The sequence below is a fragment of the Clostridium puniceum genome (genome assembly GCF_002006345.1).
Classification (GTDB): domain Bacteria; phylum Bacillota; class Clostridia; order Clostridiales; family Clostridiaceae; genus Clostridium; species Clostridium puniceum.
Genome location: NZ_LZZM01000132.1, coordinates 39155 through 61519, shown reverse-complemented (window position 1 = coordinate 61519; position 22365 = coordinate 39155). Strand labels below are relative to the sequence as shown.

The window sequence follows — 22365 nt, the reverse complement described above, 5'->3', positions numbered from 1 at the left end:
AAAAAACTCTAACCACTTATATTCTTTATAAATTATTATATTATTAACTTTTTTATTTTTTATCTTTAAACCAATATTCCTTTTGTAAATATTTATTACAGACTTTAAAACTATTTATTTTTAAAAGGATATTTTAATCTTAAAACAATATGGTTATTTGATCACTATAGGTTTATCACCTTTATCAACAACCTGACCAATAATTCTCGCATATGGTGTAAATTCTTCAATCCTTGATAAAAATTCCTTAACATTCTTTTCAGTAATTGAAATCAGAAGTCCACCTGATGTTTGTGGATCTATTAATACATCTTGTAGCTCTTGTGTAATATTTGATGCTAGAGTGAACTTATCTTTTAAATAATCAAGATTATTATACATTCCTTCAGGTATAATTCCCATTTTAGCATAATCTAGTGCTCCATCTATAATAGGTACAGATTGACTGAAAATCTCTATTGTTTTATTGCTGCCACTTGCCATTTCATGGCTATGACCAACTAAACTAAAGCCAGTTATATCCGTACATGCATGCACTTCAAGTCCAGAGGTGCATTCTTTAGCATATTTATTTAATGTACACATTATAGCTGTAATTTCTTTGATTTTACTTTCATCCAACAGTTCTGCTTTAGCAGCAGTATTCATTATTCCAATACCTAATGGTTTTGTAAGTATAAGTACATCTCCAGTTTTTGCATTACTATTTGAAAGTATTTCACTTGGATGTGCAAATCCTGTAACACAAAGACCATATTTAGGAGTAGGGTCTGCTATAGTATGACCACCAGCAATTACTGCTCCTGACTCCTTGACTTTATCATATCCACCTGCAAGTATATCGTGCATAATAGATTTATCTAAACAAGACGGAAAGCAAAGTAAATTCATTGCTGTAACAGGATTTCCTCCCATTGCATAAATATCACTAAGAGCATTAGCTGCTGCAATTTGACCAAAAGTATATGGATCATCTACCATTGGCGGAAAGAAATCTACCGTTTGAATTGCTACTATATTATCATTAATTTTATATACGCATGCATCATCATTAGTATCAAACCCCACAAGCAGATTGGGATCTTTAAACTTAGGTAAACTACTTAAAATCCCATGAAGAACTCCAGGACCTATTTTGGCAGCACATCCTGAAGTTTTAGTTAAACTAGTAAGTTTTATATTTTCTAACATATAATATGTCTCCTCCTTAAAATATCCGCTATATCATTGGTTACTAAATTCATATATTTACTTACATTATATATAAATTTTATCATAAACAATTTCTATAAGATAATAGAATTTGATTCAATTAATACAGAAAAGAGAAGTATACAAACAGCTAAAGTAAAGATCCAATTATTTTTTATTAGTTTACATTAAAATACTTGTGATTTTAATTAGTATATTCTCTATTCTCAATGCATTATAATATTCTACTTTAGGGGTAAAATACTTTCTTAATAAATCTGAACAGGATGGAATATATACTATCGATGGATTTTTCTTATTCAATACATTTATAAGTTCATAATCAACTTTTCTATTTTCTTTTATTATTTTATCACTATAAAATACCAGCTTCGCCATTTTTATGTCTCCTTATTTATATTAATCGATATTTAACTATTTTATACAAATTATACGTTGTTTGCTTTTTAATTTAAAGCTCCTTTAAGCTGATTATACAATAATAGTCATAGGTGATAGTACTGTTTCTTAAAATATATTTAAGAACGTTTTTATTAATTACTACTTCAAATTCATATATTAAGTAAAAAAATCGCAAATTCATCTCTGAACTGCGATACGTTAATTTAATATTAATTATTCAAATATTTTTTCATTTTAATTTTGGTTATAAAAGTTTTCTAGGAGTGGTTTTAGTATACTAAAATTGTAATTAAAATGTCCCCCTCCTTCTAATCTATCTATCATTGAGCAATCATACTATTCATTTGTATCTTTACTCTAAAATTCCTCCCCCTGCATCAACATCTGTATCCTTTTTATAGAAATATAGCAAAATTCCTAATAGGAAAGTTAAAAATTCAGAAATCGTCATAGAAAAAATTATACCATGAAGACCTAATATAGAATTAGCTATAATGATTGTTGGAATAAATAATATTCCTTGTGCAATAGACATAGCAATTGCTTGTTTTGCTTTACCAGTTGCTTGAAAATAGCTGGTAATTAAACCTGTAAAGCCATTAAATAAAGTTGATATAAGCATTACACTCAAAATATACATACCTATTCCTATTAAATTTTCACTTGAAGTAAACCACCCTAAAACCTCTTCTCTAAAAGCATAAACTATTGATGAGAAAATACATACAATTAGCGCAATTGCTATTGATGTTTGCTTCATCGCACTTTTCAAGCGGTTTTTATTTTTTGCTCCATAAGAATATCCAATTAACGGAGTTATCCCCATAAATAATCCCATACATAAAAATTCAGGCAATTGAACTATACGAAGAGATACCCCAAAAGCCGCAATGACATCCTCTCCATAATATACAGCATAATTATTTAGTAACAACGTGGATACAATCAAAAAACTTGTTAGTAAGAAATCTGATATTCCAATACCAAATATTTCTTTTATAATTTGCTTGTCCCACAAAAAATATTTATATGATAAATCTATATTTGCACTATTTTTTTGCAAATGCCACACGTAATACATTAAAGAAAATAAATTTGATATTCCAAAGGATAAAGCTGCACCGACAACATTAAGATTAAGGACAAGAATTAGAAGTACATCAAATATTAAATTAGTTACAGTACCAATAAACATTCCATACATGGATTCCTTTGCTGCTCCTTCCCCTCTAATTATTTGTTCTAAGGTAAAATTAGCAACAACAACTGGAGTTACAATAAAAAGAAATAATATATAACTTTTTGTAGGTTGAAACGCTTGTGCATCAGTTCCAAGAATGCTTGTAATCGGATTTATAAAAACTATACATAAAAATGCTACTATAATCCCAAATAACAAACTTCCATGCAATACAAATGAGGATACATTCTTAATTTTTTCTGTCTCCTTACCACCTAATAATCTAGATATATACGTACCACCACCTACACCCCAAATACTACCAAGTGCCATTAATAAAGTTGTTATTGGCAACCCAAATGTTATAGCTGATAACATTGCAGTATCGTGAGTTAATCCAATAAAAAAAGCATTTATGATATTATAAATTACCCCAACTGACATTCCAAGCATCATAGGAACTGATAGATGCATTATCGCTTTATTTATTGGTGCTTTTTCCAAATAAAATTGATCTAAGTTTTCATTTAAATTTTCCATTATATAAATACCTCCTATTCAAACTGTTTAATAATTAATTATTAGAATTCTAATAATTAAGCTAAATCAAAACTACACTATGATATTAATTAAACTAAATAGCGTTATCTAATTTTGATTTTATTTATAACACCTCCTACAATTTTTTCAAATTTATAAGCAATATTAATATAATAAAATAGCAACACTTACACTTCAGACTGTTTCCTAACTAATTATTAGATTTCTAACTATAAATATAAACGATAGATAGAATACTATCGTGTTAATAAGACTATAAATTTTTATTTATTTTAGTTAATAATTTCTTTAATATTTCAATCTCCTCTTGTGAAAGACTAGAAGTGATTTCATTTTCTATTTCTTCAAATTTTGAATTAAATGTATCAATTAATTCGCTTCCTTTTGGTAAAACATATACTCTTTTCTCTCTCTCATTATCCTTAGGAATTCTTCGTTCAATATAACCTTTTTTTTCAAGACCTTGAAGCATACTTGTAATACTAGCACCTCTTTTATTAAAAAAATCTGCTAAATCTTTTTGAATAATTCCTTCATGATCACTAATATAACCAATAGTACGTCCCTGTTCAGAATTTAATCCTAACTCTGAAATATTGCTATCCGCTTTATTTTTCAACTTAATTGCAATAACCCTAAACAAATTCGAAAAAGGTGTGCCTGATTTACTTGTTCTATCCTCCATAATTATCTCTCCTAATAAAATTCAATTAATTATTACTATCCTAACTAGGGATATAATTGATTATAATACTTAGACTTCTAACTGTCAACAATCTAATTTATTTTATAAATTTATTATTTTGTAAACATACTATTTAATAAATTTCTTTCAAATATATTGCATTGCTTAATAAAGTACCTTTTTTACCTTGATTATCAGTTAAAATGTTTGCATTTTGACACCTTTTTATCATCACTGATATTGAAACTTTTCATCTTTTCTTAAAATTACCTTTTTATAGCATATTCTCCTTTTACTTCATCAAATTTAGAATTGCACAGTAAAAAATCGCAAATTCAATCTCTTGAATAATGCGATTTTACAATTTGCTACTTAATTTTTAGTGATTAATAATTTAACAATAATGCGTTACTCAATATAAGTAGTCCATTTATTGCATTTATTACACCAGTATATAGCGAAATCCAATGTTTCATCAGCCGCATCCAAATCGAAAGTAAAAATGTTTTCTTCTTCGATAAATCCTATATCCCTACGCCAGACACTAAATCTTTCCGCATCACATTCATGGCATTCAGAATCACATTTCCCTACATACTCAAAATCATCAATCGTTATTCGATTATCCTGTAAAAATTGGACTATAGCTTCTTCATAACTTACATCTGAATGCATTAATTATTACGTCAAAATTTACAAATTCTAATTCACCAAATTCCACTTATTTATCAACATCATTTACTGTAAGTAATTTTTTAAAGTGTAATAACCTTTGATACTTCCTTCATACGATTTGTTATATCATACATATTACTTACTTTTCCTACCTTTAAGTTTTCTTCAAGCCCATAAAAATTAAGGCATGCTCCACATACTAAGATTTCGACCCCTTCCTTTTCTAAATCCTTCAAATGCTCTATTGCTTGCTCATTTAATGTAGGAACCTTTACTCCATCATTCATAAATAAAACTGATTTTGGCAAATCCTCCCCTTCTAAAATTGTATAAAAGTACATTTTTATTAATGACTTTCCAAGTTCTTCATTACCTGCACCGATAATTTCTTTTCCTATAAATACTGACCATGTCCCTAAATCCTTTTTTCTTTCTTCTAATATTTCATTACACTCTTCACTTCTGAACATATCCGAAGTCTTTGAAAAATAAACCTTAAATATCTGATTATCTTCTTTTAACTCTGTTATAAATCCTTGACTATTACCAAGCTTCTGTAGATTTTGCACCGCTATATTATTATCAACTTCAATTACAAAGCTACTATTTCCTCCATCAATTTCTTTTTTTGCCATTATTACAGGAATTGGACAATTCTTGCCCTTTGCATCAATTATTTTATTCATTTAAATTCATTCCTCTCTATAATATATCTTATAACATAAGCCATATGAATTTATTTTACTCATTTTATAACAATGTAATCTATAATTTAGTATACATCTTTAAAATATTGTATGTTTATAAGCATATCTCTATTTCTGCTGGGACTTTAAATATAAAATTGCCTCTAAAACTCCTCCCCCTATAGATCTAGCCTTATCTGAAATTGTAAAACAATGATCTTTTTCACATCTTGGATCAATATCTCCACTTTTCATTCCTTTAAATACTTTAATATCCTTTTGAAGCATTCCTCTAACTATTCCATTTATTTCTGCAAAAATTGGAGTTTCATTAACATAAGCGACAGTCTCTCCCTTTTTAACATAATCACCAATATTAGCTACAGGAGATATTTTTCCATCATCAGTTGCTCTAATTATTCTTTCTTTCGTATATCCGCCAATATCTCCTGGCACTCCAGTATTAGGTATTGCACTTCCACTATATATTGCTTTTCCTAAATAATGACCCCTTTTGGTTTCAACAACACAGTGGCAGTCAATCCCAGCTCTAAAGCCTGGTCCAAGTGCTATTACAATTTTAGCATCATTAATATTAGTTCCTAAATTTCTCTTTGCTATTATGGCATCAATTATTATTTCAGGCCTAATTTGATCTACAATCTTAGCTTCTTCATCTACTAATATTGCAATATTTCCATCTTTAATTATGCTATAAATATCCTGTTTTTCAAAAGCAAGTACTGCCTTTATATCTTCCACTTCTACTTCTTTATCATATACAGCTTGTGAAAAGGCTACAGTTCTTCTTACCATAGTTGGTTCTGAAATTTCTGTCATAACTATATTAAAACCACATTTTTTTAATCTATGAGCAACTCCTGTAGCTAAATCTCCAGCGCCTTTTATTAATATCATAATATGTATTCTCCTTAGTTAAATTCTTAGCGAATTAAAAAGTTAGCTATGTTTTAATTTAGCTTCCTATTGCCACATACTCTTAAAACATAGCTTTTTTATATTTTATTTAAATGTTGTTAATATTAATTCATCTGTTCCTAATTTAGAAATTTCATATGAAATATTTTTACCTATTTCAAAGCTTTCCCTATTATCTACTTTATTTACAATCACTTTATAATCACATTTTACATTTTTTCTTTGACCTTTATCGCTTAGTAATATTTTCGCAATATCATTTTCATTTATAATATGTTCTTCAGTTACATCTAAAAACTTTGAAACTAAATTAGGTCTATGACATGTTTCTTTAATGGTTTTTCCTATTGCATCAATTCCACATACTCCTATAACTAAATTACTCCCTTCAAGTATTACCGGTTCATGAAAAGCTGGCATTTTTAGAGGTAACCTTCTTGATCCATCAGCTTCAACAAGTACAAAATCGGCTAATTCAATAAGGGATGTTGCCGTACTTTCAAGCAATCCTCTTATTTTGTTTAATTTTTTTTCTTTAACGTTACTAAATGTGTCTTCATTTTTCAATTGATTCAGCTCTAATTTTACATTTTTTTCATCACATAACATTCCAACAGTAATCATATTTTCACTATTTAATAATTTAATAATGTCGCATCTTTTACCTGTAAGCACCACGTTACTTTTAGGCATAAACATATGAGTAGTAGTAGTTATTATAACTTTTTTTCCTAGTTCGCTTAATTCATTTCCCAATTCATATATTAAACTTGTTTTACCTCCGCCTCCAACGAATGAAATTATATTTTTTGTATTAATATTAATCTTTAGTGCTTCCAGCAGTAATTTTCTTTCTTCTATTTCTCCATTGCAAAACTCAAAACTCTTCATATTTCACCTTTATTATTTTTATAAAATAGCTTATAAATAGTCGTATAGTTTTTTCAAGTCAGAAGCTCAAATATTCTTATAATATGGATGTTTTACTTACATGAATATTTTTCATTTAATATTTTTCTATATGAGTCCTGTAAAGCCACAAACTGTCCTCCAACAAAAAATCCCGAATCATATAAGTTTACATGTTCTATTTTAATTATAACTGGAATAGTTACATTATTATAGTTAAATGCTATTTCCAACAGATCATTTACTTTTAAATTCATATCAGATATAAATCCCATGCCAGAGATTGAAATATCTATTCCCTTTACCTCCAAATTTGCATGTTTTAGATTTATACTTTCTACCTTAAATTTAAGATTATATTTATATCTTTTATTAACTCTGCGTTCTTTAGTAAATACTTGTTCTTTTTCGTTTAGGTAACTATATCCATTCATATATTGGACTCCTTTCTTTGTTATTGATTAAATTTAATATAAACAATTATATCATAATTGTTTTTTAAAAGTTTTTATAAAACTTTTAATTTTATGAAAAAAGTCAGTAATTAATATTAATTACTAACTTCTAATCTCATGAAATTATTAACATGCACATGTAAAGAAATTTTACTATAAGTTCGACAAAACTATAATGCCTACATGGAAGGAATTTTTTTGACTTCATCAGTTTTTTTATTTAGCAAAAATATATCAACATAAAAATTCATCTATTTTTTCTAAGTAGAATGTGATTAAAATATGATATTTTTATAAACTCATCTATGTGAGATACTTTCATTTCCATCTCAATCATTTTGGGGACCCAATTAGGTTCATATTTATTTGAATCATTTTGTTGCAAATCCCAAAAAGTTCTAACTCCAAAAATTTTTTCAACACTAATTTCAATATCTTCTGCCCACTCTAGCATTTCATTTATATCATAATAATTTACCTCTCCAAAATTCATTATATTAATCGTTCCATTATTTAGAAGATATGTAGCTTGATCAGTATTATTTTCACGAACAACTTGGTGCATAATTTTTCCTGCATAATTATGTTTTAGAATTGATATTATTCCATTAGGTCTAAGAACACGACAAAATTCCCTAAATATATCTTTTCTCTCTTTTAAATATTCCAAAACACAATGACACACTATAACATCAAATGAATTATCTTCTTGCTCTCTTAATTGCTCTATACTTCCTATAATTTGCTTATAACTATTTTCACATATTCTAGCTTCTACCATATCAGCATTTGGTTCTATTGCCAAAACATCATTGTTCTTTGCTAAATGATTTGCTGTGGTTCCAAAACCACTTCCAAAATCAAGAATTTTAGAATTAACTATATGTGGTAATTGGCTCCAAACTGCCCTATAAGTCAACATTCCCCAAGGTTTACTTGTATATTCTAAGTATAACTCTAACTCACTATTCATTATGTATCCCCTTATATAACTCCTTCATTCTAAGTCATCTTATAAATTATAAATTTATTTTACGAATTAATCATACCACATTATACCATTTATGTAACATTTAAAATATATTGATTTTTAACACTACTTCTTTTGCTTTTCATAAATATCCTTTTTACTCATACTAATTTTCTTTTACCATATATTTAATTTCGAGAACACAAAAATACTCCTCTTTCTAGTGACAGATTTTTAATTTTTAACCTGTTTCCTTTAAGAGGAGCATATAATATTTATTAAATTATCTATCTTATAAGGTACTTTTTGTTTTTTATATTTGAAAAGTTCTTGGTTGCAGCATAGCTGCTTTTTTTATATGTGTATATCTTATGATAATTCAAATGCACCAGTATATAATTGATAATACTTGCCTTTTTGCTCAATTAACGCATCATGATTTCCTCTTTCAATAATTTCTCCTTGGTCTAATACCATAATTACATCAGAATTTTTAATTGTTGAAAGTCTATGCGCTATTACGAAAACTGTTCTACCATTCATTAATTTATCCATACCATCTTGAACGATTTTTTCTGTTCTTGTATCAATACTAGATGTAGCTTCATCCAATATTAAAACAGGTGGATCGGCAATTGCTGCTCTAGCTATTGTTAAAAGCTGTCTTTGACCTTGTGAAAGATTTCCTCCATCTCCTGTAAGTATTGTATCATATCCATTTGGGAGATGTTTTATAAATTGATCTGCATTTGCAAGTTTTGCCGCTGCATGTACTTCTTCATCTGTTGCATCTAATTTCCCATATCTAATGTTATCTGCAACTGTTCCTGTAAATAAATGTGCATCTTGAAGCACTATTCCAAGAGAACTTCTTAAATCATCTTTCTTAATCTTGTTAATATTAATTCCATCATATCTGATTTTACCATCTTGAATATCATAGAAACGATTGATTAAGTTTGTAATAGTAGTTTTTCCTGCACCTGTAGATCCTACAAAAGCTATTTTTTGTCCTGGTTTCGCAAAAAGTTTTATGTTATGCAATATTATTTTTTCATCATTGTAACCAAAATCAACATCATCAAATACTACTTCACCTAAAAGTCTTGTATAAGTAACCTTACCATCTTCATGAGGATGTTTCCATGCCCAGATTCCAGTACGTTTTTTAGTTTCAGTTAATTCTCCATTTTCATCTTCTTCTGCATTAACTAAAGTTACATATCCTTCATCCATTTCTTGCTTTTCATCAAGAAGCTTAAAGATACGTTCTGATCCGGCTAAAGCCATAACTACAAAGTTAAATTGTTGAGACATTTGGTTTATTGTTTGGCTAAAGCTTCTTGTTAATTGTAAGAATGAAGCCAGTGCTCCAATAGTAAATCCACCAAAGCCACCAATAGCAAGAATTGCTCCAACTATTGCAGCTAAAACATAGTTAATATAGCCTATGTTACCCATAATCGGCATTAAAACATTGGCATATTTATTTGCATTATTTGCACTATCAAACAGCATATCATTTAACTTATCAAACTTAACTTTTGCTTCGTCTTCATGACAAAAAACTTTTACAACTTTTTGCCCTTCCATCATTTCTTCAATGTATCCATTTACTGCGCCCATATCTTTTTGTTGAAGACCAAAGTATTTTCCACTTTTTCCACCAATAGATTTAGTAACTCTAAACATTAATAATATTATTAAAATTTGAATTCCAGCCAGCGGTAAACTTAAATAAATCATAGAAATAAATATACTAACAACAGTAATAATTGCAGATAATAACTGTGGTATACCTTGGCTTATCATTTGTCTTAATGCATCGGTATCATTTGTATAAAGACTCATTAAATCTCCATGTGCATTTGTATCAAAGAATTTAATTGGTAAAGTCTCCATATGAGAAAACATATCATCTCTTATTTTCTTAAGAGAACCTTGAGAAATTACAATCATAATACGGCTATATACATATGTTGATAAAACTCCAACATAATAAATTACTGCCATAGTAATTATCATCTTAAGTAATGGCCCAAAATCAGCACCTGATTTATTCATAAGCGGAACTACATAATCATCAATTAAATTTCTTAAAAATAATGTACCAACAACATTAGCAAGAGAACTTATAACAATAGTTACAGATACAATCAAAAATAGAAACTTATATTCCTTAAATACATAAGCTAATAACCTTTTTAATATTTTTAGTGAATCCTTGTTAGGCTTCATAGCCCCTCTTGGTCCATTACCGCCTGGTCCTCTCACTGCTCTGGGCTTATTATTTTGACTCATTATTATCAGCTCCTTTCACTTGTGATTCATAAACTTCAGCATATATATCATTTGTTTTTAATAATTCGTCATGTGTTCCAAATCCATCTATTTTTCCATCATTTAATACAATAATTCTATCTGCTTCTTCTACAGATGAAATACGTTGTGCAATGATAATCTTTGTAGTATCTGGTATTGTTTCTTTAAATGCTCTTCTAATAAGAGAATCAGTTTTTGTATCTACTGCACTTGTGGAATCATCTAAAATTAGTATTTTAGGTTTCTTAAGTAGCGCTCTTGCAATACATAATCTTTGTTTTTGTCCTCCAGATACATTTGTTCCACCTTGTTCAATATGAGTATCATATTTATCTGGAAGATTTTCTATAAATTCTTCCGCTTGAGCTTGTCTACATGCAAAAATCAACTCTTCATCTGTAGCTTCTTTATTTCCCCATCTTAAATTTTCTTTTATTGTTCCAGAAAATAGTACATTCTTTTGTAATACCATTGAAACTTCATCCCTAAGTGTTTCTATATCGTAGTTTCTTACATCAACTCCGCCAACTTCAATACTTCCTTTTGTTGCATCATATAATCTTGGAATGAGTTGTACTAAAGTAGATTTGGCACTACCTGTTCCTCCTATAATTCCTATAGTTTCACCAGAGTTAATTTTTATGTCTACATTTTGAAGTACTGAATTCTCTAAATTTTTACTGTATGAAAAATTAACATCTTTAAAAGTAATAGAGCCATCTTTTACTTCATAAACTGGATTTTCGCAGTTTGTTAAATCACTTTTTTCATTTAAAACTTCATTTATTCTTTCAGCTGATGATTTCGACATAATGACCATTACAAATATCATAGATAAAATCATAAGACTCATTAATATGTTAGTTGTATAAGTGAATAAACTCATAAGTTCACCAGTTGTCATAGAATTTGAAACTATCATCTTTGCTCCAAGCCAAGATAATAGTAAAATACAACTATAAACAGTAAATTGCATTGCTGGAGCATTAATTATAATTAATTTTTCAGCTCTTATAAAGAATTTATATAAAACTTCAGAAGCTTTATAGAATTTGCTTGTTTCATGTTCTTCTCTTACATAAGCTTTTACAGTACGAATTGAAGTTAAATTTTCTTGTACGCTGGCATTTAAATCATCATATTTTTTGAAAACCTCCACAAAATATGGATGTACTCTAGTCATAATAAAATACAATATAACGCCCAAAAATATAATTGCACCTATAAATATTAAAGATAGTTTTGCATTTATGTAAATACACATTGCTGTTGCAGATACAAGCATAAATGGTGCTCTAACAAACATTCTTATTATCATTTGAAATGCATTTTGAACATTTGTTACATCGGTAGTAAGTCTTGTTATAAGCCCTGCTGTAGAATACTTATCTATGTTTGAAAAAGAAAAATTTTGTATATTATAATACATTCCTTTTCTTACATTTCTAGCAAAACCTGTAGATGATTTAGCTGCATGTTTACCCCCAAGTACACCAAATGCAAGAGATAAAAATGCTACTGCTAACATTGCTACTCCAACAACAGTTACAGTTTTCATATCTTTCTTATTTACTCCCTCATCAATAATCACGGCCATTAATAGTGGAATAATCGTCTCCATCACTACTTCTAATGCAACATATACTGGAGTTAAAATTGTATCTTTTTTAAATTCTGCTGCATAACTTATTAATTTTTTTATCATATATATTCCTCCTTTTTGTTAGGTTTCTAACTAATAATCTTTCAAAAAAAATTTGCTATTAATCAGCAATTTTATTAGATAATCTGTCAATTAAAGAAACTAATACCTCTAATTCTTCGCCACTTAATTCATCTATTAAAGATTTCTCAAGTTCAAGAATAAGATTCTTTACATTTCTTTGAATTTCTGAACCTTTTTCTGTAAGAATTATCTTTTTAAGTCTTGCATCCTTACACACACTTACTCTTTCTATATATCCGTTCTTTTCCATTAATTGAAGTACACTAGTTACTGAAGAACGTCTAATGTCAAGCTCTTCTTCTATATCTTTTTGAAATATATCTCTTTTTTCAGAATTATGGTTTATAAAACCAAGTATCCTACTTTGAACACCTGTAATACCGTATTTCGAAGTACCATTATCTAATTTTCTATGAATTCTCTTAGATAATATAATTATTTTTCGACCAATATGTATCTCTTTATCCATATTTCATGCTCCTATCTATTTGTTAGATTTCTAACATTTAATAATTATAATTCCAGTTAAAATATTTGTCAATACAAAATAAAGTTCTATTATTCTTAAATTTTATAAATAAATGAAAATATTTCATAGTTCAAAATTTAAATAATAAAATATGTTATACAGGACCTAGACTATAAGTCATATACTATATGTTTATACAATCTGATAAATAACTAAATTGTAAAACTTTTTCAAATTAATAGAATCTACAGAAATACCTACAATCTAAACATCTTTTCATTAGTTTAGTCTGTAGGTACTAATAAAAATTTTAATTCAATTTAATACTTTTTTAATAAATACATTTACCAGCTTAGGGTCAAATTGACTACCTGCATTTCTTTGCAATTCTTTTATTGCAAATTCTTTTGATAATTCATTTTTATAACTTCTTTTACTAACCATTGCATCATAAGCATCTGCTATTGTTATAATCCTTGATACAAACGGTATCTCTTCTCCTTTCAAGCCTTTGGGATATCCTTTTCCATCCCATCTTTCATGATGATATAATATATAATTAGCTATGGCTGCCATTTGATTTACTGTATTAATCATTCTATATCCTATTTCTGGATGGTGTTTAACTTCCTTCCACTCCTCCTCTGTAAGTTTGCCCTCTTTATTAATTATTTTATCATCAAGAGCAATTTTTCCTATATCATGAAATTCTCCAGCTAACATAAGTTCATCAATTTCAGCCTTAGGTAATCCTAGCGCTTCTGCCATACTTTTGCATAATTCTGAAACTCTATAAGAATGCTCCTTCTCAATATTGCTTTTTTCACGGAGAACATTAATTATTGTTCTAATTGTTTTTCCTCTCATAGCTTGACTTTCAAACAATTTCTTTCCATACATATTGTCTTCAGCAATTTTAAAAACATCCTCGATCTTTTCTTCCTCACTATACTTACATCCATAGCCGAAGGAAACCGAAATATCTATGGAACCTACTCTTTCTTCTGCTAATGTTTCTTTAATATTATTAATTATTTCTTCTGCTTTAGAACCGTCAGTTTTAGGCAATACAATAACAAATTCATCACCTGATAGTCTTGCTGTAATATCTTTGGGTCTGCATCCTGACTTTATGACTTTTGCTACCTTCTTAATAATTTCATCACCCATAACATGTCCAAAAGAATCATTAATAAGTTTCAATCCATTTAAATCTCCCATAGCAATTGTTAATGGAAAATTTTCTTTGTCATTAAGCCTTATTAATTCTTCTTCAAAAAATCTTCGGTTATATACACCTGTAAGCTGATCATGATAACTTAAATAAATTATCTCTTCTTTTCTTCTCATAAGATCAATGGCATTTTTAATTTTTAAAGGAAGAGATATTTTCATTGCTTCTTCACTTAATGGCTTAGAAAAATAATCATATACGCCAAGATTTAATGCTTTCTCTATTGCTTCTTTATCAGAAATACCAGTACATACAATTACTGGAATATCCATTAAATTATAGTCTTCTTTAATTTCTTCTAGAACTTCAAAACCATTTTTCATTGGCATCATTATATCTAAAATACATGCATTTATATCATACTTTATAAGTTTATTAGAGATATCTAATCCATTTTCCGCTTCAAAAATATTAACATCCTTTAATTTCTTTTTAATTGCTTGACTAATTATTTTTCTTTCAATTGAAGAATCATCAACAATTAGTATATTTCCCCCCATAAATTTATTCCTCCTCTCCTTTTCTCCATAATTTACATAATAACTTTTCTGTTTTTTCTACTATTTCAACTAGTAACTCCTTATTATTATTCTTTATTGCAGTTTCGCCTTCTAATGAATTTTTAGCTATATCATTAATTCTTGCAGTACCTGCTGAACCTTTTAACTTATGAAGAAGTCTACCAGCTTCAATTAAATTATTTTGATTTATATTCGCTTTAATATCCATAAGAAGTTGTTCTGCTTGTTTACAAAAATCCATCACTAGTTCCCTGCAAAATTCTTCATCAAATCCTGATTCTTTCCTAAGAAGCTTCACAGTTTCATCAAAATAAGAATTTTTATTTTCACGAATTTCACTGATATTTAAGTCATTAATTTTATTTGTATCCTTATTTAAACTATTATCTTCAAAAGACTTAACATGCTTTTTAATAATGTCTATAACTTGTTCAAAATCAAAAGGTTTACTTAAATAATCATCCATTCCAGCTTCTAAACATTTATTTTCATCACCTTTCATAGAATAAGCAGTCATGGCTATAATAGGTATGTGCTTTTTTAAATCTTCTAATTTGCGTATCTCACCTGTTACTTCATAGCCATCCATTACTGGCATTTGACAATCCATAAAAATTATGTCATATTCTTTATTTTCATAAGCTTTTAAACCTTCTAACCCATTGACGGCAATATCACACGTTAAGCCAAATAACTTCAAACTATTAATGAAGAATTTTCTGTTTATGTCATTATCTTCAACTAAAAGTATTTTTAACTTATGGTTATATTTAGCTTCTACTGCAGTATATTCTGTAATAAAAACATTACTCAAATCTTCTTTTGAGTAATTTCCTTCTATCACCATTGCAACACAATCAAGTAATTCACTTCGCTTATATGGTTTTGAAATATATCCTGAAAATCCATTTTGTTTAGCCTCTTTTAATTCTAGGTTTGTAGTTATGGAAGTTAAAAGTATTAAAGGAATATCATCTATCAAATACTTTTTCTTTATAATTTCTGCCAGTTGAAATCCTGTCATTCCTCTCATTTGATAATCAACTAAAATGACATTATATAAATGTTCAAAACCTGTAAGCTTATTTAAAACAGATTCCAGATTTTCTGCTTCACTAACTATAGCTCCAACTTCTTCAAGATATACCTTTGCTATATAGCGATTCATTTCATAATCATCTATGACTAATATTCTTTTACCTTTAAGCATAGAATAATCTGGCATTGCTGGAATAACAGAATCCTTTGCCTTATCTAGGGTTAATTCAAAGCTAAAAGTACTGCCTTTCCCTTTTTCACTTTTAACGCCTATTGACCCTCCCATCATTTCAACTAATCTTTTACATATTGCAAGTCCTAAACCAGATCCTCCATATTTTCTGGTAGAAGATGAATCTGCTTGACTAAATGGTTTAAAAAGTTTACTTATCTCTTCTTCATTCATCCCTATTCCAGTATCTCTAATTTCAAATAAAAGTTCCGCGTTATTGTCTGTTTCTGTGATTAATGAAATTTCTATAAATATTTCTCCCTCATGTGTAAACTTTACTGCGTTACTAACTAAGTTGCTTATAACTTGTCGTAATTTTGTTGGATCTCCTATAACAAAGTTTGGAATAGCCGAACTTATAAGCATATTAAGTTCAATTTCCTTTTCAGTTGCTTTTGCATCATATAAGAATATAGTACTTTCAAATATAGATCGAATGTCAAAGGGAATATTTTCCATTTCCATTCTTCCGGCTTCTATTTTAGAAATATCAAGTATATCATTAATGACTGCAACTAAAGTATCAGAAGAGCTTTTAATTGTTTCAACATAATCTTTTTGAGTGCTATCTAACTCAGTTTTCTCAAGGAGACTTATAAAACCAACAATTCCATTCATAGGTGTTCTTATTTCATGGCTCATATTTGCCAAAAATTGACTCTTGGTCATGTTAGCTTCTTCTGCCCTTTCTTTTTCAATAACCAATTGATTTGTTCTATGTTTAACTTTTTCCTCAAGATTATTTATTAACGAATACAGTTCTTCTGCCATACTATTAAAAGCCTTAGACAGGCTTCCAATTTCATCATTTCTGAAAATCTTAGCTCTCTTTGATAAATCCCCCTTAGAAAATTTATCTGAAATTATTATTAAATGATTAATTGGTTTTAAAATAAATGCAGTACTTTCTATGTGAATTATAGTTGCTAAAATAAAAGCAATCATAATTAATATTATTGCAATATTAATGTTATTTTTTATTTCTTTTGTGAACATACTTTCAGGAATAGAAGTTATTATAAGCCAATCTAAACCCTCTTTTTCATATTCAACTATTTTTATATGGTACTTTTCATCTTCTATTTGTGAAATAAAACTCTCATTAGAGGTATTTTTGTAATTTTCATATGCTTCAATAATTGGTTTATTTTCAATATTTCCAATTAAGGCTCTTTCAATATTCCCATCTGAAAGCACTTCAAAATTAAGCTTATTAAGTGAATTTGCAACAAGGTATCCTGAATTTTTCTCAATTATATATGTTGTAGTTAAATTATTATCTGCAATTTTTTTTAAAGATTCGTTAAGATTTGAAATAGTTATATGTGTTCCCATTACGCCTTTGAGACTTCCATCTTTATTATAAATAGGATAAGCTGCTGATAGCGCTAAATCATCTTTTATAAAATGCTTATAAATAGCTGAAAATACTGGTTTTTTCTTTTCCTTAGCTTTTACATACCAATCTCTTGTTCTCGGATCAAATTCTCCATAGTCCTTAATAAAACGTCCTTCCTTTAAGTCATCATCTAAGCTATAATACATAGAATTACCATTAGTCTCAGAATTACTTCTATATACTTCCAGTTCATTTTTTTCATTTTTTCTTGCTCCATAATATTCTCCATCTTCTGTTCCAAAACTAAAACTATAAATTTCTTCACTACTTGATTTAATTACTCCTGAAAAAAAGGCATCCCTTTGCTCTTTATTATGTATATCTACAATTCCATATTGAATTAAATTATGATTAATTGCATTATTATATAAAGGTACACTAAATAGTGATTGTATTTCATTAAAAGTGTCCTGACTTGAATCTTCTTCCATTTTTGTTATAGTATTATCTACAGAAACTTTCCAATTTGTAAATACAATATAAGTTATAATTCCTACAGTCGTAGTCATAAGGGTTATAAACAAAGCACTAATTAATAGTCTTACTGAACCTGTTCTAAGGACCTTAATGAGATTTTTCAATCTTGGTATCTTAAACATAAAAATTCCCCCTATTTATTTTTAATACATATAACTGCAACCTTTATTCCTTCTACTAATCTAGTATACTGTAATAATTGTTAATTAACAAATATTATTAATTTAATATTTTAATTATAGCACTTGGAGGAATATTATAGCAATAATATTCCTAATATTATCTTTTTTGTCATATTGTTAAAAATTATAATAAATTAAAACTATTTATCATAAGAATAATTATTAATTATATAATTTAATTAATAATATTATCTTATCCATGTTTCTAAAAATAGAACTTCCTTTTTTCTGAACAAACTTTTCATAACATATATATTTCAAAATATATATTCAAAAAAGATTAGCTACTTAATCTAATAATTGCGTAACTAATCTTTTGTCCTTTATATTTTATAACTTATTATAAAGGTTTAATAAAAATTTTATCCAAGTCCTTCTTTTCTTATACGCAAACAAATACATTTTAAAATTTTATTATTAATTCTGGTTGAATTTTTATCACAATTCCATAGTTCTATATACAGAAGTTTACATTATTTATAATTTATTCGGAAATATTTTCATTCGAATTCTTCATCGTGCAAATTATTCCTTACTAAAATATGAGTTTTCACAAAATTATTTGTTTGCTTTCTAATAAAATTTCAGGAAAAACTAAAGTATATAAGTTCTAATTAAGAAAGTTCATAATTTAGTTGGTTGTCTTATCCAATCACTCTAATATAGAAATTAAATCTTAATGAACAAAATTTTTTAGAACATATATATAAATTTCTCCAAAGTTTTTCATGCTCATATAAGTTATTTCTACATATACCTCTCATTCCCTCTTAATTTTCGAACCTTTTTTCACCCTAATTTCCACACATTTCTACATATCATTTAATATTATTTTAATTTCAATGAGATTTATATACTATATAAAAAGATAAAACCAAAAATACACTAAACATTTAACAATTAAAATGCTTAGTGTATATCAATTTTTTACTTACTATTTTTACTTTTCTCCATATATTCAATTGTAACTACAAATTAAAATCATACTTAAAAAACTATATAAAGTAATTATGTATTATAAAATTTGTTTTGTTATAACAATCTATTTCAATGTGTTATTTACCAGTTTATAGAATCACCTAACACTGTAACCTTAACAGTTTGTCTTCCCCAATTATTACATTCACTGGAGCTTCGAAAGTATACATCAACTTCATTTCCTTTTATTGAACTACCAGTATCTGCAGCTACTGCATACCCATATCCTTCAATATATAAGTATGTTCCAAACGGAATTACATTTGGATCCACTGAAACTGTACTTATTCCATCTTGATTTCTTTCTACTGCTCGTCCACTTGCTGTTAAGCTTCCATCACTTGCTGTATATGCTGTTGCTGAACAAATTAGTTCATTTGCTGTTGCTGCCTTAGCTGTATTACTTAAAAAAGCAATTCCTGTTCCTAAATAAATACTCAGTGCTGCTACAAAAGCAATTGATTTTTTTATAACTTTTCTCCACTTATAACCTATCAACATCAAATCTCTCCTTTTCACTTCGCAAACTATATCTTCAATTATAACACAAAATTATGTAAACGTATAGAAAATATTTTATTTTTTTCACTTTATACTAACTTAAACTAATTTTACACTAAACCATTTCTCGTAATTATATATACTTTCCCAATTGTTGGTTTGGTGCTTGGGTATCCATCAGACGAATCACACAAAAAACCAAGAGTGCCTTTTAATAGCTTTATCCACAAAGAAATTTATCATACAAAAGTTGTTGAAGAAGCTATAGATACATGTAATGAACAAATAAGTGAATACCTAAAGGATATTAGAAGATCAGAGCAAGAAACAAATTGGAGTACTTTAACTTGAAGAATTCATAAATCAGTTTATTATCAAAAAGTAAAAAACTCTATGAATAAGCAAAGCTTTAAAATAATTTTCGAAGCTAAAAGGGGTATGGTGCAAACTACTTTATGTAATAATTGCTCCATTCCCCTTTCGTTTTTGTTTCAAGAAAATTTGTGTCTTCATAAGAAGTCAGAATTCTTTTTGTAATATAGCTTCTCAAAAAATCTATACTGACTATTTTCGTTTTATTCTTAGAATCAAATACACAAATAGTCCTACTATTGCTGAACAAATAATTTCTATAAGCCCTAACCCAAATAATGAGGCTGCTATAACTTGGTTTTTAGATAATGTTTTTTGGGTAGCTGATGGATTAGATTTATCTACTTCCACAGATGTTTTATTATTTTCATCATCATCATCAACTATTGGATTATCGTCATCTATTAGATTATCATCATCTGATTCTATGTAATCCCCTGTTGAATCATCTTCGTTTGAATTAATAATATATATTCCTAATCCAACACCTGATTTTCCATACCTTGAGTTATTAGTTACTTGAGGATTTGAACTTCTTTTTGCAACTGTTGCTCCATAATTTCCTGATTTGACACCACTTCCGCTAGCCTTAGAAGTGTCTGTACCTAAACTCTTATTACTACTAGACCTTGATCCACTACTATAACTTCCTGATTTATAACCACTTGCACTTCCCACAGATGCATCTTTGTTTGAGCTTTGACTATTAGTACTTGTACTACTTTTGGCCGTTGATGCTCCATAATTTCCCGACTTGAAGCCGCTTCCATTAGCCTTCGAAGTGTTTGTACTTGAACTCTTACTACTGCTAGCCCCCGATCCACTACTATAACTTCCTGATTTATAACCACTTGCACTTCCTGCAGATGTATCTTTGTTTGAACTTTGACTATTAGTACTTGTACTGCTTTTGGCCGTTGATGCTCCATAATTTCCTGATTTGAAGCTATTTTCGCTAGATTTTGAAGTGGTTACACTAGAAGTGGTTGAACTTTTAGCATAAACATCTACGCCAAAAAATGTAAAAGTAAAAATAGCAAGTAATATAATTATTGTTAACTTTAGTGATTTAGGATAATATTTCATGTTGATCTCCTAACTATTGTATTTATAAAAATTAGTATATTGTTATTTACTTTAGTAAGTATATCATATTTTGTATTATTGCCCCATAGACTAGTAGTATTTAACACTGTTTTTTCCGGTTGTAAACATACAATGCTTCTATTTGTTGTATGCTTCAAATATATAATTTATCTCTTTGTATGAATTCAACTAAAATCGAATTCGCTTAGCTAAAATTAAATTTTATAAAATTCAATTAAATACTATTGACTTTCTTTTTCAATAGACGTATTATAAATAAAACAAATTAAAAATATAAAAATAAATTTTAATTATGAGGGTGGTTAATTATGAATAATGTAGTAGAAACAATAAAAAATCATAGATCTATCAGACAATACTTAGACAAGGACATTCCAACTGAAATTGTTGATGAAATAGTAAAAGCAGCTCAAGCTATGCCTAATTCAATAAATGGTCAACAAACAAGTGTCATAGTAATTAGAGATAAGGAAAAGAAAGCAAAATTAGCAGAGCTTGTAGGGAATCAAGAATACGTTGCAAAAGCACCAGTATTTTTAGTTTTCGTAATGGATTTCTACAGAACTTATCTTGCAGGTGAAAAAACTAGCTTTAAACAAGTAATTCATGAGGATATTGAAGGTGTAGAAGCTGGATCTGTAGATGTTGGGATAGCTTTAGGTGCTTCAATAATCGCAGCTGAGTCTTTTGGTCTTGGAATTGTGCCTATTGGGGGTATCAGAAAAAATCCTGATGAAGTTATAGAACTTTTAGGCTTACCTAAATATACTTTCCCAATGGTTGGTTTAGTACTTGGGTATCCAGTGGATGAATCCCATCAGAAACCAAGAGTTCCTTTTAATAGTTTTAGGCATGAAGAAATTTATGCTACAAAAGTTGTTGAAGAATCTATAGATGCATATGACAAACAAATGAGTGAGTACCTAAAAGATATAGGAAGATCTGAGCAAGAAACAAATTGGAGTACTTTTACTTCAAAAATTTATCAATCGGTTTATTATCCAAAAGTAAAACCTGCTATGGACAAACAAGGCTTTAAAACAAAGTAATTTATAAAAGGAACAGTGGATAGTTTTGTTTTTACACAAAACTATCCACCGTTCCCTTATGAAAAATAAAATTTGCATCAAACA

Annotated in this window: 19 protein-coding genes; 2 read left to right on the top strand and 17 right to left on the bottom strand. The window is 28.2% G+C overall.

Translation table 11 applies throughout. The annotated features are described in order from the left end of the window. Positions 1 to 153 precede the first annotated feature (153 nt). From selD to CLPUN_RS10185, 16 genes are all read right to left on the bottom strand, one after another. Positions 154 to 1191, bottom strand: a complete 1038-nt coding sequence (selD, locus tag CLPUN_RS10260) for a selenide, water dikinase SelD (RefSeq protein ID WP_077847189.1) — start codon at positions 1189 to 1191, stop codon at positions 154 to 156. 183 nt (positions 1192 to 1374) lie between these two features. Continuing rightward, positions 1375 to 1590: a hypothetical protein gene (locus CLPUN_RS10255; protein WP_077847188.1), complete on the bottom strand. Its 216-nt coding sequence runs from the start codon at positions 1588 to 1590 to the stop codon at positions 1375 to 1377. A gap of 376 nt (positions 1591 to 1966) precedes the next feature. Continuing rightward, on the bottom strand, positions 1967 to 3334 hold the full coding sequence (locus CLPUN_RS10250; protein ID WP_077847187.1) for an MATE family efflux transporter: 1368 nt from the start codon (positions 3332 to 3334) through the stop codon (positions 1967 to 1969). Positions 3335 to 3608: 274 nt separating this feature from the next. After that, positions 3609 to 4040: a MarR family winged helix-turn-helix transcriptional regulator gene (locus CLPUN_RS10245; RefSeq protein ID WP_077847186.1), complete on the bottom strand. Its 432-nt coding sequence runs from the start codon at positions 4038 to 4040 to the stop codon at positions 3609 to 3611. A gap of 408 nt (positions 4041 to 4448) precedes the next feature. Further along, positions 4449 to 4715 (bottom strand): hypothetical protein, encoded by a 267-nt coding sequence (locus tag CLPUN_RS10240; protein WP_077847185.1) that lies wholly within the window; start codon positions 4713 to 4715, stop codon positions 4449 to 4451. A gap of 80 nt (positions 4716 to 4795) precedes the next feature. Beyond that, entirely contained in the window at positions 4796 to 5401 is a 606-nt protein-coding gene (gene yedF, locus CLPUN_RS10235) for a sulfurtransferase-like selenium metabolism protein YedF (protein WP_077847184.1), read from the bottom strand. A gap of 129 nt (positions 5402 to 5530) precedes the next feature. Next, complete coding sequence (gene yqeB, locus CLPUN_RS10230) at positions 5531 to 6319, bottom strand: selenium-dependent molybdenum cofactor biosynthesis protein YqeB (protein WP_077847183.1); 789 nt, start codon at positions 6317 to 6319, stop codon at positions 5531 to 5533. 105 nt (positions 6320 to 6424) lie between these two features. Then, positions 6425 to 7231, bottom strand: coding sequence for a selenium cofactor biosynthesis protein YqeC (gene yqeC, locus CLPUN_RS10225; protein WP_077847182.1), 807 nt, complete (start codon positions 7229 to 7231; stop codon positions 6425 to 6427). Between the two features lie 92 nt (positions 7232 to 7323). Continuing rightward, positions 7324 to 7683: a PilZ domain-containing protein gene (locus CLPUN_RS10220; protein WP_077847181.1), complete on the bottom strand. Its 360-nt coding sequence runs from the start codon at positions 7681 to 7683 to the stop codon at positions 7324 to 7326. A gap of 268 nt (positions 7684 to 7951) precedes the next feature. Beyond that, on the bottom strand, positions 7952 to 8677 hold the full coding sequence (locus CLPUN_RS10215; protein ID WP_077847180.1) for a class I SAM-dependent methyltransferase: 726 nt from the start codon (positions 8675 to 8677) through the stop codon (positions 7952 to 7954). Positions 8678 to 9043: 366 nt separating this feature from the next. Further along, a complete protein-coding gene (locus CLPUN_RS10210; protein ID WP_077847179.1) occupies positions 9044 to 10975 on the bottom strand; it encodes an ABC transporter ATP-binding protein in 1932 nt (643 codons plus the stop codon). Beyond that, positions 10962 to 12701: an ABC transporter ATP-binding protein gene (locus CLPUN_RS10205; protein WP_077847178.1), complete on the bottom strand. Its 1740-nt coding sequence runs from the start codon at positions 12699 to 12701 to the stop codon at positions 10962 to 10964. The genes CLPUN_RS10210 and CLPUN_RS10205 overlap by 14 nt, the downstream gene beginning before the upstream one ends. Before the next feature lie 58 nt (positions 12702 to 12759). Then, the gene (locus CLPUN_RS10200; protein ID WP_077847177.1) at positions 12760 to 13191 is read right to left on the bottom strand and encodes a MarR family winged helix-turn-helix transcriptional regulator; all 432 of its coding nucleotides are present in this window, start codon (positions 13189 to 13191) and stop codon (positions 12760 to 12762) included. Positions 13192 to 13506: 315 nt separating this feature from the next. Beyond that, positions 13507 to 14925: an HD domain-containing protein gene (locus CLPUN_RS10195; RefSeq protein ID WP_077847176.1), complete on the bottom strand. Its 1419-nt coding sequence runs from the start codon at positions 14923 to 14925 to the stop codon at positions 13507 to 13509. A gap of 4 nt (positions 14926 to 14929) precedes the next feature. Continuing rightward, entirely contained in the window at positions 14930 to 18214 is a 3285-nt protein-coding gene (locus tag CLPUN_RS10190) for a hybrid sensor histidine kinase/response regulator (RefSeq protein ID WP_077847175.1), read from the bottom strand. Between the two features lie 1119 nt (positions 18215 to 19333). Further along, on the bottom strand, positions 19334 to 19753 hold the full coding sequence (locus CLPUN_RS10185) for a 3D domain-containing protein (RefSeq protein ID WP_077847174.1): 420 nt from the start codon (positions 19751 to 19753) through the stop codon (positions 19334 to 19336). Between the two features lie 159 nt (positions 19754 to 19912). Between CLPUN_RS10185 and CLPUN_RS10180 the strand changes: the two genes are divergently transcribed. Then, positions 19913 to 20104 (top strand): nitroreductase family protein, encoded by a 192-nt coding sequence (locus CLPUN_RS10180; RefSeq protein WP_158078747.1) that lies wholly within the window; start codon positions 19913 to 19915, stop codon positions 20102 to 20104. A gap of 213 nt (positions 20105 to 20317) precedes the next feature. On the opposite strand, the gene CLPUN_RS10175 is transcribed toward CLPUN_RS10180, so the two are convergent. Next, a complete protein-coding gene (locus CLPUN_RS10175; protein WP_077847172.1) occupies positions 20318 to 21211 on the bottom strand; it encodes a hypothetical protein in 894 nt (297 codons plus the stop codon). A gap of 329 nt (positions 21212 to 21540) precedes the next feature. Between CLPUN_RS10175 and CLPUN_RS10170 the strand changes: the two genes are divergently transcribed. Next, entirely contained in the window at positions 21541 to 22281 is a 741-nt protein-coding gene (locus CLPUN_RS10170) for an NADPH-dependent oxidoreductase (RefSeq protein WP_077847171.1), read from the top strand. Positions 22282 to 22365 lie beyond the last annotated feature (84 nt).

Excerpts from the sequence above, each read along its gene's own strand:
- selD (WP_077847189.1), bottom strand. The coding sequence starts at position 1,191 with ATGTTAGAAAATATAAAACTTACTAGTTTAACTAAAACTTCAGGATGT.
- CLPUN_RS10255 (WP_077847188.1), bottom strand. The coding sequence starts at position 1,590 with ATGGCGAAGCTGGTATTTTATAGTGATAAAATAATAAAAGAAAATAGA.
- CLPUN_RS10250 (WP_077847187.1), bottom strand. The coding sequence starts at position 3,334 with ATGGAAAATTTAAATGAAAACTTAGATCAATTTTATTTGGAAAAAGCA.
- CLPUN_RS10245 (WP_077847186.1), bottom strand. The coding sequence starts at position 4,040 with ATGGAGGATAGAACAAGTAAATCAGGCACACCTTTTTCGAATTTGTTT.
- CLPUN_RS10240 (WP_077847185.1), bottom strand. The coding sequence starts at position 4,715 with ATGCATTCAGATGTAAGTTATGAAGAAGCTATAGTCCAATTTTTACAG.
- yedF (WP_077847184.1), bottom strand. The coding sequence starts at position 5,401 with ATGAATAAAATAATTGATGCAAAGGGCAAGAATTGTCCAATTCCTGTA.
- yqeB (WP_077847183.1), bottom strand. The coding sequence starts at position 6,319 with ATGATATTAATAAAAGGCGCTGGAGATTTAGCTACAGGAGTTGCTCAT.
- yqeC (WP_077847182.1), bottom strand. The coding sequence starts at position 7,231 with ATGAAGAGTTTTGAGTTTTGCAATGGAGAAATAGAAGAAAGAAAATTA.
- CLPUN_RS10220 (WP_077847181.1), bottom strand. The coding sequence starts at position 7,683 with ATGAATGGATATAGTTACCTAAACGAAAAAGAACAAGTATTTACTAAA.
- CLPUN_RS10215 (WP_077847180.1), bottom strand. The coding sequence starts at position 8,677 with ATGAATAGTGAGTTAGAGTTATACTTAGAATATACAAGTAAACCTTGG.
- CLPUN_RS10210 (WP_077847179.1), bottom strand. The coding sequence starts at position 10,975 with ATGAGTCAAAATAATAAGCCCAGAGCAGTGAGAGGACCAGGCGGTAAT.
- CLPUN_RS10205 (WP_077847178.1), bottom strand. The coding sequence starts at position 12,701 with ATGATAAAAAAATTAATAAGTTATGCAGCAGAATTTAAAAAAGATACA.
- CLPUN_RS10200 (WP_077847177.1), bottom strand. The coding sequence starts at position 13,191 with ATGGATAAAGAGATACATATTGGTCGAAAAATAATTATATTATCTAAG.
- CLPUN_RS10195 (WP_077847176.1), bottom strand. The coding sequence starts at position 14,925 with ATGGGGGGAAATATACTAATTGTTGATGATTCTTCAATTGAAAGAAAA.
- CLPUN_RS10190 (WP_077847175.1), bottom strand. The coding sequence starts at position 18,214 with ATGTTTAAGATACCAAGATTGAAAAATCTCATTAAGGTCCTTAGAACA.
- CLPUN_RS10185 (WP_077847174.1), bottom strand. The coding sequence starts at position 19,753 with ATGTTGATAGGTTATAAGTGGAGAAAAGTTATAAAAAAATCAATTGCT.
- CLPUN_RS10175 (WP_077847172.1), bottom strand. The coding sequence starts at position 21,211 with ATGAAATATTATCCTAAATCACTAAAGTTAACAATAATTATATTACTT.
- CLPUN_RS10170 (WP_077847171.1), top strand. The coding sequence starts at position 21,541 with ATGAATAATGTAGTAGAAACAATAAAAAATCATAGATCTATCAGACAA.